Source organism: Rhizobium rhododendri (assembly GCF_007000325.2).
In the GTDB taxonomy this organism is placed as follows: Bacteria; Pseudomonadota; Alphaproteobacteria; order Rhizobiales; family Rhizobiaceae; genus Rhizobium; species Rhizobium rhododendri.
In genome coordinates, this window is sequence record NZ_CP117267.1 from 1,366,039 (window position 1) to 1,379,894 (window position 13,856).

General features: G+C 60.8%; 14 protein-coding genes. 9 read left to right on the top strand and 5 right to left on the bottom strand.

Annotation, left to right across the window (positions count from 1 at the left end):
• Positions 1–3: 3 nt before the first annotated feature.
• Entirely contained in the window at positions 4–450 is a 447-nt protein-coding gene (gene hisI / locus PR018_RS06770) for a phosphoribosyl-AMP cyclohydrolase (protein WP_142822705.1), read from the bottom strand.
• 19 nt (positions 451–469) lie between these two features.
• Complete coding sequence (gene folE / locus PR018_RS06775) at positions 470–1,084, bottom strand: GTP cyclohydrolase I FolE (protein WP_142822706.1); 615 nt, start codon at positions 1,082–1,084, stop codon at positions 470–472.
• A 272-nt stretch (positions 1,085–1,356) separates the two neighbouring features.
• On the opposite strand from folE, the gene PR018_RS06780 reads away from it, so the two are divergent.
• The 4 genes from PR018_RS06780 (at position 1,357) to PR018_RS06795 (ending at position 5,262) form a co-directional block, all read left to right on the top strand.
• Positions 1,357–1,803 (top strand): iron-sulfur cluster assembly scaffold protein, encoded by a 447-nt coding sequence (locus PR018_RS06780; RefSeq protein ID WP_142822707.1) that lies wholly within the window; start codon positions 1,357–1,359, stop codon positions 1,801–1,803.
• A gap of 2 nt (positions 1,804–1,805) precedes the next feature.
• Complete coding sequence (yidD, locus tag PR018_RS06785) at positions 1,806–2,162, top strand: membrane protein insertion efficiency factor YidD (protein ID WP_142822708.1); 357 nt, start codon at positions 1,806–1,808, stop codon at positions 2,160–2,162.
• 165 nt (positions 2,163–2,327) lie between these two features.
• Entirely contained in the window at positions 2,328–4,316 is a 1,989-nt protein-coding gene (thrS, locus tag PR018_RS06790) for a threonine--tRNA ligase (protein WP_142822709.1), read from the top strand.
• Positions 4,317–4,422: 106 nt separating this feature from the next.
• The gene (locus tag PR018_RS06795) at positions 4,423–5,262 is read left to right on the top strand and encodes a lysophospholipid acyltransferase family protein (protein WP_142822710.1); all 840 of its coding nucleotides are present in this window, start codon (positions 4,423–4,425) and stop codon (positions 5,260–5,262) included.
• Between the two features lie 26 nt (positions 5,263–5,288).
• Here the strand turns inward: PR018_RS06795 and PR018_RS06800 are convergent, their stop codons facing one another.
• Positions 5,289–6,404, bottom strand: a complete 1,116-nt coding sequence (locus tag PR018_RS06800) for a hypothetical protein (RefSeq protein ID WP_374113721.1) — start codon at positions 6,402–6,404, stop codon at positions 5,289–5,291.
• 202 nt (positions 6,405–6,606) lie between these two features.
• Between PR018_RS06800 and PR018_RS06805 the strand changes: the two genes are divergently transcribed.
• The 3 genes from PR018_RS06805 (at position 6,607) to PR018_RS06815 (ending at position 9,091) form a co-directional block, all read left to right on the top strand.
• On the top strand, positions 6,607–7,194 hold the full coding sequence (locus PR018_RS06805) for a nitroreductase family protein (RefSeq protein ID WP_142822711.1): 588 nt from the start codon (positions 6,607–6,609) through the stop codon (positions 7,192–7,194).
• Entirely contained in the window at positions 7,194–7,805 is a 612-nt protein-coding gene (locus PR018_RS06810; RefSeq protein ID WP_142822712.1) for a flavin reductase family protein, read from the top strand. The genes PR018_RS06805 and PR018_RS06810 overlap by 1 nt, the downstream gene beginning before the upstream one ends.
• A gap of 146 nt (positions 7,806–7,951) precedes the next feature.
• Complete coding sequence (locus tag PR018_RS06815) at positions 7,952–9,091, top strand: DUF2336 domain-containing protein (protein ID WP_142822713.1); 1,140 nt, start codon at positions 7,952–7,954, stop codon at positions 9,089–9,091.
• A gap of 16 nt (positions 9,092–9,107) precedes the next feature.
• Here the strand turns inward: PR018_RS06815 and pcaD are convergent, their stop codons facing one another.
• Entirely contained in the window at positions 9,108–9,908 is an 801-nt protein-coding gene (pcaD, locus tag PR018_RS06820) for a 3-oxoadipate enol-lactonase (protein WP_142822714.1), read from the bottom strand.
• Positions 9,909–10,195: 287 nt separating this feature from the next.
• On the opposite strand from pcaD, the gene malQ reads away from it, so the two are divergent.
• The gene (gene malQ, locus PR018_RS06825; RefSeq protein ID WP_142828837.1) at positions 10,196–11,995 is read left to right on the top strand and encodes a 4-alpha-glucanotransferase; all 1,800 of its coding nucleotides are present in this window, start codon (positions 10,196–10,198) and stop codon (positions 11,993–11,995) included.
• Between the two features lie 33 nt (positions 11,996–12,028).
• Here malQ and PR018_RS06830 read toward each other — a convergent pair whose 3' ends face one another.
• On the bottom strand, positions 12,029–12,934 hold the full coding sequence (locus tag PR018_RS06830; protein WP_142822716.1) for a LysR family transcriptional regulator: 906 nt from the start codon (positions 12,932–12,934) through the stop codon (positions 12,029–12,031).
• A 135-nt stretch (positions 12,935–13,069) separates the two neighbouring features.
• On the opposite strand from PR018_RS06830, the gene PR018_RS06835 reads away from it, so the two are divergent.
• Positions 13,070–13,792 (top strand): LamB/YcsF family protein, encoded by a 723-nt coding sequence (locus PR018_RS06835; RefSeq protein ID WP_142822717.1) that lies wholly within the window; start codon positions 13,070–13,072, stop codon positions 13,790–13,792.
• Positions 13,793–13,856 lie beyond the last annotated feature (64 nt).

Here is a 13,856-nt window from a genome sequence, read left to right on the forward strand (position 1 = left end):
GTCTTAATGGCCATACACATCGCGTGGGTCGAAGTGGCGGTGGGTGTCGACGATTCGCACCACCGGCTTACCGTCCTGCAATTCGACAACCCGGTAGAAACACGAGCGGCGACCGGTATGGCAGGTTGCAGCGTGGCCACCCACCTCGACCTTCAGCAGGATGGCATCCTGGTCGCAATCGGTGCGGATTTCCACCACCGTCTGGAGATTGCCGGAGGTTTCGCCCTTCTTCCAGATCTTGGCGCGCGACCGGCTGAAATAATGCGCAATGCCGGTGCTGAGCGTGAGGGACAGAGCCTCGGCGTTCATGTGCGCTACCATGAGCAGGACACCATCACTGGCGTCGGTGACGACAGCGGTGATCAGACCGCCATCGTCGAAACGCGGCGTGAACTCGCCGTCATCCTCAAGTTCCGCCTTGTCGCGGGAAGGCTCCCTGAATCCTATCATCGCAAACCGTCACCTGAAATTAGCGTCCGCGCACCAGCGTCATGAAACGCGCCTGCTCGGCCGGATCGACCTTGTAAGAGCCGGTGAACCGTGTCGTCAGCGTTGTCGATCCCTGCTTCTGCACGCCGCGCATGGCCATGCACATATGCTCGGCCTCGATCATGATTGCAACGCCACGAGGACGCAGCGTCTCGTCGATTGCGGTGGCGATCTGTGCCGTCATAGTTTCCTGGGTCTGCAGGCGGCGCCCGAAGATATCGACCACACGGGCGATCTTGGAAAGGCCAAGAACGCGGCCGTTCGGCAGGTAGGCCACATGAGCTTTTCCAATGATCGGCACCATGTGGTGCTCGCAATGGGAAAAGAACGGAATGTCGCGCACCAGAACCATGTCGTCGTAGCCAGCCACTTCCTCGAAGGTCCGGCCAAGCACATCTTCCGGATCCAGGTCGTAACCGGCGAACAGTTCGCGGTATGACTTGGCGACGCGTGCGGGCGTGTCGATCAATCCCTCCCGGGTCGGGTCGTCACCGGCCCAGCGGAGAAGGACACGCACGGCATCCTCGGCTTCCTTTTGAGTAGGACGATCCGGGTGGGTGTCGGTCAGCGCCAAATTCTTCAACACAGCGTCCATTTCAGGCTCTCCTGATCCGCGATAGGGATCGTTTCAGTCTCGTCAGCGACATTGCCAGCCGGACACGGCTTTCGGCAAAATCAGTCCATACGTCCAGATTCTCGCGGCCGTCGTACACTGTTTCGGGTGAAACTCGCAGAAGAGCGTTGTAAAATCATGTCCTACGAACGAGATACATATAGTACGGCACCCTTGATGTGAAAGTGTTCGATCGGACACGGTGTGTTTTTCGTTTAGAATACAGTGACCGCCATATCGGAGCCCGGAGCGCAATGGACGACATCTACAACACCAAAATCCTTGAGTTTGCCGGCAACATTACGCGTATCGGTGTGATCGAGGATGCGGACGCCAGCGCCAAGGCGCACTCGCGTCTATGTGGCTCCCGCGTCACAATATGGCTGAAACTCGAGGGAAATATGGTCAGCGACTTCACCCACGACGTCAAGGCATGCGCGCTCGGCCAGGCTTCATCGTCGCTCATGGCACGCCATGTTGTCGGGGCGACCGTGTCAGAACTGCGCCAGGCTCAAAGCGACATGCTGGCGATGCTGAAGGCAGACGGCGAGGGGCCTGTCGGCCGATTCGAGGAGATGCGATACCTCCGCCCGGTCAAGGACTATAAGGCGCGGCACGCATCGACGATGCTGACATTCGACGCCGTCATCGATGCCATCGAGCAGATCGAGGCCAAACGCGGCGTAGCCGTGGAGGCCTGACCATGTGCGACGCGCACGGCCATGGCGACAAACCCCGCCAATCCAGAAACTATGCCGGTCCCTTCCGCAAGACCCCGGACCGACTGCTCGGTATTGGCCTGATCCGCCTCTACCAGCTGACACTTTCCGGCTTCATCGGCAATTCCTGTCGCCACCTGCCGACCTGTTCGGAATACGGCTATGAGGCAATCGCACGACATGGCCTCTGGCCCGGCGGCTGGATGACGTTGTTTCGCGTCGGCAGTTGCGGTCCTGGCGGCAGCAGCGGCTTCGACCCCGTTCCGGAGGTTCTCGAGCGCAGATACCGGTGGTGGACGCCGTGGCGATATCTGGCCCTACGCCGCTCGCCGGGCGCCTGATGAACAACATCACACACGGCCGGGTAGAACATGAAGGGCGTGCCTGATCTTTACTCAAAGCCTGAAAACATCTATCAGGCGCTGCGAGATCGGCGGCCGATTGCCCCGTCTCGTTTATGACGCACCACCCGCATTGGTTGGCGGGACTGGATAAGGAAGCTTATGATGACGGACGCTATTTCCCTGACATTTCCCGATGGTTCGGTGCGCGGCTTTGCAGCCGGCGCAACAGGCCGGGATGTCGCCGAATCGATATCAAAGTCGCTGGCCAAGAAGGCCGTGGCGATTACCATAGACGGCACCGTACGGGACCTCTCCGAACCGGTGACATCAGGGGCGATCGAGATCGTCACCCGTACCGACGCACGCGCGCTGGAACTCATCCGCCACGACGCAGCCCATGTCATGGCAGAAGCCGTGCAAGAACTATGGCCCGGTACGCAAGTGACCATCGGTCCCGTGATCGAGAACGGTTTCTATTACGACTTTGCCAAGAACGAGCCGTTTACGCCGGACGACCTGCCCGTCATCGAAAAGAAGATGAAGGAAATCATCCAGCGCAACAAGCCGTTCACCAGAGAGATCTGGTCGCGCGAAAAGGCCAAGCAGGTATTTGCCGACAAGGGCGAGACCTACAAGGTCCAGCTGGTCGATGCGATCCCTGCCGGCCAGGATCTGAAGATTTACTACCAGGGCGACTGGTTCGACCTCTGCCGCGGCCCGCACATGGCCTCGACCGGCCAGATCGGCACTGCCTTCAAGCTGATGAAGGTGGCCGGTGCCTACTGGCGTGGCGACAGCAACAACCCGATGCTGACCCGCATCTACGGCACGGCGTTCGCCGAACAGTCGGAACTCGACAACTACCTGAACATTCTGGCTGAAGCCGAGAAGCGCGATCATCGTCGCCTCGGCCGCGAGATGGACCTTTTCCATTTCCAGGAAGAGGGACCTGGCGTGGTCTTCTGGCATGGCAAGGGATGGCGGCTGTTCCAGTCGCTGGTATCCTACATGCGCCGGCGTCTTGCGCGCGACTACCAGGAAGTCAATGCGCCGCAGGTGCTCGACAAGTCGCTCTGGGAAACCTCGGGACACTGGGGCTGGTACCGCGACAACATGTTCAAGGTGACGGTTGCCGGCGACGAGACCGACGACGAACGCGTCTTCGCGCTGAAGCCCATGAACTGCCCCGGTCATATTCAGATCTTCAAGCATGGCTTGAAGTCGTACCGCGAACTGCCTGTACGCCTTGCAGAATTCGGCAATGTTCATCGCTACGAACCCTCCGGCGCGTTGCACGGGCTGATGCGCGTACGCGGCTTTACGCAGGACGACGCCCACATCTTCTGCACCGACGAACAGATGGCCGCCGAATGCCTGAAGATCAACGATCTCATCCTGTCGGTCTACGAGGATTTCGGCTTCCAGGAAATCGTCGTCAAGTTGTCGACACGGCCGGAAAAGCGGGTCGGGTCGGATGCCCTGTGGGATCGCGCCGAAGCCGTCATGATGGAAGTGCTCCAGACCATCGAGGCGCAATCGGGCGGGCGTATCAAGACTGGCATCCTGCCGGGCGAGGGCGCCTTCTACGGTCCGAAGTTCGAATACACGCTGCGTGACGCCATCGGCCGCGAATGGCAGTGCGGGACGACGCAGGTCGACTTCAACCTGCCGGAACGCTTTGGCGCCTTCTACATCGACCAGAACTCGGAAAAAACCCAGCCGGTTATGATCCATCGCGCCATCTGCGGCTCGATGGAGCGCTTCCTCGGTATCCTGATCGAGAACTTCGCCGGTCACATGCCGCTGTGGATTTCACCGCAGCAGATCGTCGTCGCAACCATCACATCCGAGGCTGACGACTACGGCATGGAAGTAGCCGAGATGCTGCGCGAAGCAGGCCTGCAGGTCGAGACCGACTTCCGCAACGAGAAGATCAACTACAAGATCCGCGAGCACAGCGTCACCAAGGTGCCCGTGATCATCGTTTGCGGCAAGAAGGAAGCCGAAGAGCGCTCGGTCAATATCCGCCGCCTCGGTTCGCAGGCACAGACTTCGATGTCGCTCGATGCGGCTATCGAAAGCCTGACGCTGGAAGCCACGCCTCCTGACGTTCGCCGCAAGGCAGCGGAGAAGGCGGCGCGGGCAGCCTGAGCGATCACCCTCTGACAGAGCCGTGCTGGCTCTGTCAGAGAACTGACATCGAAGTGTAATATACCGACGCCAGTGTGATCAGGGGCGGGTCTTTCCCGGGATAATCGTGAAGCTCAAAGTGCTTTCCTACGCCAATGACCGTGACCCCCGGCTGAAGCGCTGGTTCATTCGCTCCATCGAGGGACTGTCGGGCCGGGATCGTTACGCGCGGCTTTACGACATCTGGCGCAGCGACATCGTTGCCTCCGGCGACCGGGTGTTCGGCAAGATGCTGGATCTTATCGACATCCGCATGGACGTGCGCGGCGCCTGGCCGCCGGCGAACCTGCCCGATACGCCGCTCGTCATCGTCGCCAATCATCCCTTCGGCATCGGCGACGGAATCGCGGTGCTGGCGCTCGCCGAACAGCTCGGTCGCCCCTTCCGGGTGCTGATCAACGATGAACTGCTCAAGGTTCCGGAGATGAGCGCCTATTCGCTGCCGATCTCGTTCGAGGAAACCCGCGAGGCGATGGCGATGAATATGCAGACCCGTCACGAAGCCGTTCGTCTCTTGAAGGAAGGCGTGACCATCATCGTCTTTCCCGCTGGTGGCGTGGCCACGGCGAAACGGGGCTTTGGGCTGGCTGAGGATCTGCCCTGGAAGATTTTCCCGGCCAAGCTGGTGCAGGCAGCGCGGGCATCCGTCATTCCGATCTATTTCGAAGGCCAGAACGGCCGTCTGTTCCACCTTGCGAGCAAGCTATCCCTGACGCTACGCATCTCTATGCTGATTCGGGAATTCCGACGCCTCTCCGGCAGCACGATCACCTCACATATCGGCGAACTCATCACCTTTGAAAAGCTCAGCGAGGGTGCCGATCGCAAGGATCTGCTGTCGCGACTTTATAGCGCCGTGTTCTCGATGGCGCCGCCGAAGCGCCCGGTTCTCAGCCGCGCCAGCTGAGTTTGGCCGAACTGAGGTGAACCCGGCTAATCCATGCTGGTGCCGTCGTCGCCTGCGGGTAGCGGCGGCTGGACGGCCGAGGGGCCTCCCGCCTCGGGCGGCGCGGTTGGCGCTTGTGCGGCCGGCGCCTGCGGGGAAGGCGCCTGTTGCAGCTGGTCGTCAGGTCCGTTTTCGGGATCCTGCAGATCCTGCGGCTGCTGCTCTTTCATCAGCACCTCGACATCGGTGTTTTTGCCGGCCGCGACACTGAAATCCCGCTGATAGATCTTGTCCTTGTTGCGCGCGACCGCGGTGTAACGCCCCTCGGCCAGGATCATCGTCGGGAAGGCACTGACGCTCTCGCCGACAATGTCGCCGGCAGCCGTCAGCACGGACCAGGCTGTATCGGCAATAGCCTCGCCGCCGGCATCCGAAACCAGCTTGAAGGTGAGTTTTGCGGCGCGATGCTGGATCGTTGCCTCGGTCACCTTGCCGGCCTCGACCTGGATATCGGCGCGGATGATGGCATTGACCTGCCCGTATTCCGAGACAATGTGGTAGGTCCCGGCGCTGAGTCCCACCAGCGTGTTCGGCTTGACGTCGGACATGACGAGACCGCGTGTCCCGTCCTCCTTCACCTCGTTGGAATAGACGGAAAAGCTGAGCTCGGCCGGTGGAATCCTGACATCGGAGCCGGACACCGCGTTGAGCAGGATACCGCCGGCATCGAGCACCATGACCTGCTTCTGCGTCTCGCCGCTTTCCGGCACTGTGAGCTTCTTGGTAACGCCGGCACGACCGAATGAAACGTTGACGAAATAATCCCCCGGGCCGAGCTGAAAGGCCGCCGAACCGCCTTTGGAGCTTGCCACCAGCGGCAGTTTTCCGTCACCGCCAGCGACGGGACTGAACACGTACCAGGACAGACCCTGTTGCAAAGGCGGTCCATCCGCCGTCAGCTTGGCGTCGAGTGCGACATCGCGGATGGCGGCGGCCTTCTTGTCCGTCCCCGGGGAGATGAAAGCGTTTAGCTTCGGCATTTTCGCCGTACTGTCGAGCTGCTTGAATTCCTTGAAGGCATCGTCTGCCCGGACGGAGAGGCCGGTAGCGAGCAAAAGCATCGCCGTCAGGCCTATACGACCGGTATGAACAAAAGCCGACATGAATTCCCACCGATCGATGACGCGTATCAATCTGCAACAGAAGACCAACGCGGTGGCAAATTCAAGACCTTGGCCATCATAGCCCCCGGGTTTCGCATGGTTTTGTCCCTGCAGCGGCAATTGACATCGGCGCAACCGACAGCGACAAACCGGCATCGCCATTCATGACACTTGCGACCTTGTCGCCACGATGGAATTTCTGATGAAAAACGACATCACGCTGATCGATTACCTCGCTGTCCGCCGGTCGACGCCTGCCTTCCAGATGTGCGAACCCGGGCCGGGCAGGGGCGAACTCGAGGACATGTTGCGACTGGCCTCGCGCGTGCCGGATCACGGCAAGCTCGCACCCTGGCGCTTTATCGTCTACCAGGGCAACGAGCGAGCCAAGATCGGCGAGGCGCTGCTGCAATTGGCGCTGGAGGCAAAGCCTGACCTTTCCGACGAAATGAGGAAGGTCGAACTCGCCCGGTTCACCCGCGCGCCTGTCGTCATCGCCGTCGTCAGCACCGCCGGACCTCATGTCAAGGTGCCCGAATGGGAGCAGGTCCTGTCGGCTGGCGCGCTCTGCCTCAATCTGTCGATGGCGGCCAACGCCCATGGCTATGTCGCGAACTGGCTGAGCGAGTGGTTTGCCTATGACGAGCGCGCCTATCCGTTGCTCGGCATCAGGCCCGGCGAGAAGGTTGCGGGTTTCATCCATGTCGGATCGACCACCTTCCCGATCACCGAGCGGCCGCGCCCTGAACTCAGCGACACCGTGACCTGGGTCGGCGGAGGCGACGGCTGATGTTCTACAGCACGGACACCAACCGGCACGGCCTGTCCCACGATCCGTTCAAATCCATCGTCACGCCAAGGCCCATTGGCTGGATCGGCAGCAAGGGCAGGGATGGCTCGATCAACCTGTCGCCCTACTCATTCTTCAACGCTGTCTGCGACACCCCGAAGATCATCATGTTCTCCTCGCAGGGCCGCAAGGACAGCGCCCGGAACGCTGAGGAGACCGGCGTCTTCACCGCAAATTTCGTCAGCCGCAACCTCCTCGAACAGATGAACGCCTCTTCGGTGAGCGTACCCTATGGCGTCGACGAGTTTGCTGTCGCGGGTTTGACAGCGGCACCCGCTCAGCTGATCGATGCGCCCTATGTTGCGGAGGCCTTCGCCGTGCTCGAATGCAGGGTGACGGAAATCCGTAATCCCATGACCTTGTCCGGGACGCCGGCCAACAATTTCATGGTGTTCGGCGAAGTCGTCGGCATCCACATCGACGAGGCAATCATCCGCGACGGGCGCCTCGACATGGAACTGGCACAGCCCATGGGCCGCATGGGCTATATGGACTACAGCGAGGCCAGCACCGTGTTCGAACTGCTGCGTCCACCCACGCCAAAGTCGTAATTCGATGTCGATTTACCCGTCGTCGGCCAATTCGACAATCTTACCGGACGCTTAACGCCTATGGTGAACCAATCATAAACTTTTTGCCGCTAGCATCGGAATCACAGTAGCGGACGGCAGCCGTCCCCAACATCGAGGCCGGAAAAGTGATCGTAGAGGCATTTCTTCGCTGGGCGGAAACGGCCAAGGCCGGCGACAGGGCAAGGGCTGCCAATGCGCTCGGACGGGCGTATCTTGGCACAACCATGCCAGCTGCCGAACGCGATGCGGCCGAGATGGCGATGACTTTCCTGCTTGACGATCCATCACCACGCGTCCGCCTGTCTCTCGCGGAAGCGTTGGCCCATGCAGCAGATGCGCCGCGCAACGTCATCCTGTCGCTGGCAACCGACCAGCCCGAAATTGCTGCGCAGGTCATCCTCTGCTCGCCGCTGTTTAACGACGCCGATCTCGTCGACCTCGCTTCGCGCGGCGACAGCGTCACGCGGGTGCTGATTGCCTCGCGCGGAGCGCTCGGTCCCTCGGTTGTCGCGGCCATTGCCGAGATCGGCGACGAAGAGGAAGTTCTTTGCCTGCTGGAGAATGGCGGGGCTTGCTGGTCGCGCGCTTCGTTGAAGCGTGTCACAGATCGGCTCGGCCATTCCGCCGATATCCGCCGTCTGCTGCTGGAGATGCATGACTTGCCCTGCGATGCACGCCATCTGCTGATGCAGCAGGTCAGCGACGCGCTGGCGGAATTTTCGCTCGTACAGGCAACCCTCAGCCCGCGCCGCCTGCAGCATGTGACCCGAGAGGCAGGCGAAGCGGCTACCGTGGCAATCGCGGGTGCCGTCAACCATGATGAAATCTCCGGAATGGTCGAGCACCTGCGGCTGTCCGGGCGCCTGACGCCGGCTTTCCTGATGCACACGCTGTGCAGCGGCAAGGTCGATTTCTTTGCCGGCGCCGTCGCCAATCTCTCAGGCTGCAGCGAGCCCCGCGTCCGTTCCATCCTCGGCACCGGACGCATGCATGCCGTGCGTGCCCTCTTTGAAGCCGCCGGATTGCCGCGCGACATCAGCACGCTGTTCGTCGAGGCGACGATGCTCTGGCGCCAGGCTTCGCGTTCGACCATGGAGACGATGCTCGATACCGTGTCTCAACGTCTGTTGCGACGCCTTGGTCGGAGACACGGCACTGCTGGCGGCGCCACCGACTTGCTGGTGATGGTGGAAAAGCTGCACATCCAGGAGCAGCGTCAATCGGCCCGCAATTTCGTCTCCCAGGCAATGCCCTGCGCGGCCTGAGAAACCTAAGGATCGCCTATTTCCCCGCCTCGACTTCGGCGATGAAAGCCTTGATGATTTCGGTAAGCAATGCCGGCTGTTCGACGCAGGCTATATGTCCGGCATCGCGGATCAGCTCATAGCGCGCATCGGGAATACGCTTGGCCATCGCCAGAACGACAACTGGCGGTGTCGAGCCGTCCTTACCGCCGGCGACACAGATCGTCGGTACGGCGATGGACGTCGCCGCCGCCTCATAGTCCGCGTCTCTCAACGCCTCGCAGGTCGCCACGTATCCCTCGGCCGGCTGACGGACCAGCATATTCCGATAGCCGGCATAGGCTGTATTCTCTGGGCGTCGGAATTCTACCGTGAACCATTGCTCCATGATGCCGTCGGCAAGCGCCTCGATGCCACCGGCATTGACTGCGGCGATGCGGTCGTTCCAGAGTGCGGGTGTCCCTATCCTCGGCGCCGTGCCGCAAAGGATGAGACCTCGTACCAGTTCCGGACGGCGATGGTAAAGCGACTGGGCAATAAGCCCACCAACAGACAGCCCGCAGATATACGCATTGCTGACCGAGAGCATGTCGAGAAGACCGGCGAGGTCGCCGGCATGGTCCTCGATCGCATATGGCGTCCGGCCAACATCCGAAAGACCATGACCGCGCTTGTCATAGAGGACGATGGCGAAATCGCCCGCAAGGCGGACGATCACGTCGCGCCATATGCGGAAATCCGTGCCGAGAGCATTGGCAAAGACGATCGTCGGCTTGTCGGCCGGCGCGCCGATGATTTGATAATGGATCATCACATCGTTGATGCGGGCAAACTGCATGCTTTGTCCTCACGATCGGTTTAGGCTTCCTTAGCCAGCGGCATGCCGGCAAAACGCTCTATTGCCATGAGGATCGCTGCACGGCAAAGAAAATCAGTCCGTTGCAGCGAGCGGCTTAGGTCAGTTCGATCAGTCGCCACTCCGAGCCACGGACACCTCGGGGAGAGCATTCCGACGCTCATCTACCCAATGGCTGGCGGATTGGTTCGGAACAATAGCAAACCGATTTTGTTGTCCTAGCAACGCCGCAAGGGCCTCCGTCCCGGCGCTCGAGGAATTGACAGCCAATGCAGAAACATCATCAGAGCCTGAGAAGCATTGCCCGCATCCACGGCATAGACCTCCGAAGGCCGCTCTCTGACGGCAGCACAACGGCAGTATCCGACGCTACACTGCGGATGATGCTGACGGCGCTCAAGGTCACGTTCGATGATGAAACAGCACCCACATGCCCCGCCAACTGTTTCCTACCTCCAGAAATCGTGGACCGTCCGTGCTGGGGTCTGAGCCTGCAACTCTACGAGCTTCGTTCAGCCCGGAACTGGGGCATCGGTGACTTCCTCGACCTTGAGGCGTGCTGCGATATCGCCGGCCCGCTGGGTGCCGACTTCATTGGCCTTAACCCGCTGCATGCACCATTCACGGCCGATCCCGAGCGCTGCAGCCCCTATGAGCCTTCCAACAGGCAGTTTCTCAACCCTTTCTATATTTCAGTCGATGCGGTCGAAGGCTTCGTGATGACGCCCGCGCTGGATGAGCGCATCCGGCGACTTCGTGCCACGGAGCTTGTGGACTACAGGCAAGTGGCGGAACTGAAGCTCGAGGTGCTGCTAGATCTCTGGACGAGCGGGAAGGGCGGTCGCGGTAGCCCTGATTTTGCCGCCTATGTCTCGGAAGGCGGCGAAGGTCTGCAGCGACACGCCCTCTTTGAAGCCCTCTCTACCGAGATGGCCAGGCGCGGTGTCGGGACCGGTTGGCACGCATGGCCGGAGGCTTATCGCACTCCATTTTCAGAGGAGGTCGGCCGCTTTGCGGAGGAGCACGCCGAAAACATCATGTTCCACAAATGGCTGCAGTGGCTGGCGCATCAGCAACTCGGCCTAGCCGGCACCCGTGCCAGGGAACGTGGCATGCGCATCGGGCTATACCTCGACCTTGCCGTCGGCGAGGCGCTCGACGGCTCTGCGACCTGGAGCGACCCGGATTTCTACGTCTCCGGCGCCAGCATCGGTAACCCGCCCGAACCCTATGCCATCGACGGCCAGGACTGGCGGCTGGCCGCCCTTCTGCCGGACGCGATCGCATCTGGCGAAGCCTCGCCGTTCCAAAAGATGCTGGCGGCTGCCATGCGCTACGCCGGCGCTATCCGCATCGACCACGCGGCCGCTCTTTCGCGCCTCTTTCTCGTACCCACCAGCGGCACTCCGGCAGACGGGGCATATGTTTCCTATCCGCAGGAAGACCTGATCCGGGTCCTTTCCAGCGCATCGCAGCAATACCGCTCTATTGTCATTGGCGAAGATCTCGGCAATATCCCCGGTGGTCTCCGCGAAGACCTCGCCGACGCGCAGATCCTCTCCTACCGCATTCTGTCCTACGAGCGAAACGGGCAGGGGTTCATCGCACCGGAAGCGTACCCGGCCCTCGCGCTTGCCTGCGTCTCCACCCACGATCACCAGACATTTACGGGCTGGTGGCGCGGCGACGACATTGCTCTACGCTCTGAGCATCGGCTGGTGCCCGCCGAGCTTGCCGAAGTCCACGAGATCGCAAGGCAGGAGGAGCGTGATGACCTCCTGCGTGCCTTTGCAGATGCCGAGGTTCGCGAGCCAGCGATAACAACGGGCGAAGACGAAAGTATTGCTCTTGCCGTAGCCTCCTATCGCTATATCGCGCAGACGCCATCCGCGATGGTAGCGGTCAGGCTTGCAGACCTCACCAACGAACCGAACCCGACCAACATTCCAGGTACCAGCACCAGCTATCCGAACTGGAAGCCCAAGCTGTCAGTCCCGCTGGAATCGCTCGGTGAGGCACCGCTGTTTCGTGAAATCGTCAGCGCCATCAGTCAGATCCGACCGCGATAGTGCAAAGGCAGCAGGCTGAGGTAACTTGCTGGCTCAGCCCCCACCACCAAGTGTCACGGACATGAAAGCCCGGAATGTCGCTGCGGCCGTGGCCATAGGTCGCGCGCGCGCCCAGGCCAGTCCGACATCCATACTGGGGACGGGTTCGATCAGTCTGCGAACTTCGATGCGCTGCCCCTCGAGAGACCACGGCCGATAAACCATGTCCGACAGGATAGTGACGCCGACACCGGCTGCGACGAGCGAGCGGACGGCCTCGACGGAGCTGGTCGTCAACACGGCATTCGGCTTTTTACCGGCAGCATCCCAGTAGCGTGTGGCGGTCGTGCTCGCCTCGTCGACGGTCAGCATCACATAGTCCTCCTGCGCGACGTCGGCGAGGCTGATTTCGGTCCGTGAAAGCAGGTGGTGATCGGCCGAGAGCCAAAGTCGGCGTGACGATCGCAGCAGCAGTTCCTGTTCGAGTTCGTCCGAATTCGCCAGGTTGGAGACCAGCATGATCGCGATATCCAGGTCGCCGCTGGCCAGCTGTCGCTCGACTTCGGCGCGGGGCAATTCCCTGATCTCCACCGAGATATGCGGGTAGGTCTTCCGGAAGCGCGCGTAGTATTTCGACATGAAGTAGCCGGTCACCGTGTAAGTCATGCCCATGGTCAGTTTTCCCGACAGTTCCGCACGCTCGCGCAGAGGGCTGTGAACCGCAGCGGCGACCGCTCCGGTGATGATCCGTGCGTGATCGAGGAACCGGGCGCCCTCCATCGTCAGCCGCACACCTCCATGCGTCCTCTCCAGAAGCTTGACCCCAAGCTCCTCTTCCAGCGATTTTATCGCTGCCGTTACCGCCGATTGGGAGATGTTGAGGTTGACGGCCGCGTGGCTCACTTGTCCACTTTCTGCAGACGCAATAAAATAATCCAGTTGTTTCAGCGTGATGCTCATATCTGTTCCACCAATTTCTTATTATCGTTTTTTTCGATATTACATTACGAAAATTACTATTTCACAAGAGGCAAAAGCTCGGACAAGATTTGTGCAACGCCGCAAAGACGGCAGCTTATAAGGGGCACGACAACGATGAGCGTCACGCTGAACTGTGACATGGGAGAGAGCTTTGGCCTTTACAGGCTGGGCGACGACGCCGGGCTTATGCCGCTTATTGATGCGGCGAATGTGGCCTGCGGCTTCCATGCATCCGATCCCGACCATATGCGAACAACAGTCCTCCGCGCCAAGGAGCATGGCGTCAAAGTCGGGGCACACCCGTCGCTTCCTGATCTCCAGGGTTTTGGCCGACGCGAGATGAAGATGAGCCGGCAGGAGATCGCCAACTCGGTCATCTACCAGGTCGGCGCGCTGCTCGGTTTCCTGAAAGCGGAAAACATGCCGCTCAATCACATCAAACCGCATGGCAGCCTTTACAACATGGCCGCCCGCCAGGAAGAAGTTGCTCAAGGCATATGTGATGCGGCAGAGGTGTTCGGTGTGCCGGTGTTCGGCATGACAGGTACCCTGCACGAAAGCATCTACCCGCAGCGCGGCATCCGCTTCATCCCGGAATTCTATGCCGATCTCGACTATACGCCGGCGGGTGCGCTGATCGTCACGCGCGAGCATCCGGCCATGGATCCGGAGCTGATGGCGTCCCGCTGCGTGCGCGCATTGACGGACAAGCAGGGCACGGCTACCGACGGCAGTCTCTTCCCGGTTGGCTGCGAAACGATTTGCGTGCATTCAGATACGCCGAACGCTATCGATATTGCCAAGGCCGTGCGCAGCGCAATCGCGCCCTGGCACTGATTTCGGCGGCCGCCACCTATGGCGGCCTTATTGCCTGCATCCATCTCGCATTGTCGGAACAGGA

Bases quoted from the DNA above. Each gene is read 5' to 3' on its own strand.
- hisI (WP_142822705.1), bottom strand. From the start codon at position 450: ATGATAGGATTCAGGGAGCCTTCCCGCGACAAGGCGGAACTTGAGGAT.
- folE (WP_142822706.1), bottom strand. From the start codon at position 1,084: ATGGACGCTGTGTTGAAGAATTTGGCGCTGACCGACACCCACCCGGAT.
- PR018_RS06780 (WP_142822707.1), top strand. From the start codon at position 1,357: ATGGACGACATCTACAACACCAAAATCCTTGAGTTTGCCGGCAACATT.
- yidD (WP_142822708.1), top strand. From the start codon at position 1,806: ATGTGCGACGCGCACGGCCATGGCGACAAACCCCGCCAATCCAGAAAC.
- thrS (WP_142822709.1), top strand. From the start codon at position 2,328: ATGACGGACGCTATTTCCCTGACATTTCCCGATGGTTCGGTGCGCGGC.
- PR018_RS06800 (WP_374113721.1), bottom strand. From the start codon at position 6,404: ATGTCGGCTTTTGTTCATACCGGTCGTATAGGCCTGACGGCGATGCTT.
- PR018_RS06805 (WP_142822711.1), top strand. From the start codon at position 6,607: ATGAAAAACGACATCACGCTGATCGATTACCTCGCTGTCCGCCGGTCG.
- PR018_RS06810 (WP_142822712.1), top strand. From the start codon at position 7,194: ATGTTCTACAGCACGGACACCAACCGGCACGGCCTGTCCCACGATCCG.
- pcaD (WP_142822714.1), bottom strand. From the start codon at position 9,908: ATGCAGTTTGCCCGCATCAACGATGTGATGATCCATTATCAAATCATC.
- malQ (WP_142828837.1), top strand. From the start codon at position 10,196: ATGCAGAAACATCATCAGAGCCTGAGAAGCATTGCCCGCATCCACGGC.
- PR018_RS06830 (WP_142822716.1), bottom strand. From the start codon at position 12,934: ATGAGCATCACGCTGAAACAACTGGATTATTTTATTGCGTCTGCAGAA.
- PR018_RS06835 (WP_142822717.1), top strand. From the start codon at position 13,070: ATGAGCGTCACGCTGAACTGTGACATGGGAGAGAGCTTTGGCCTTTAC.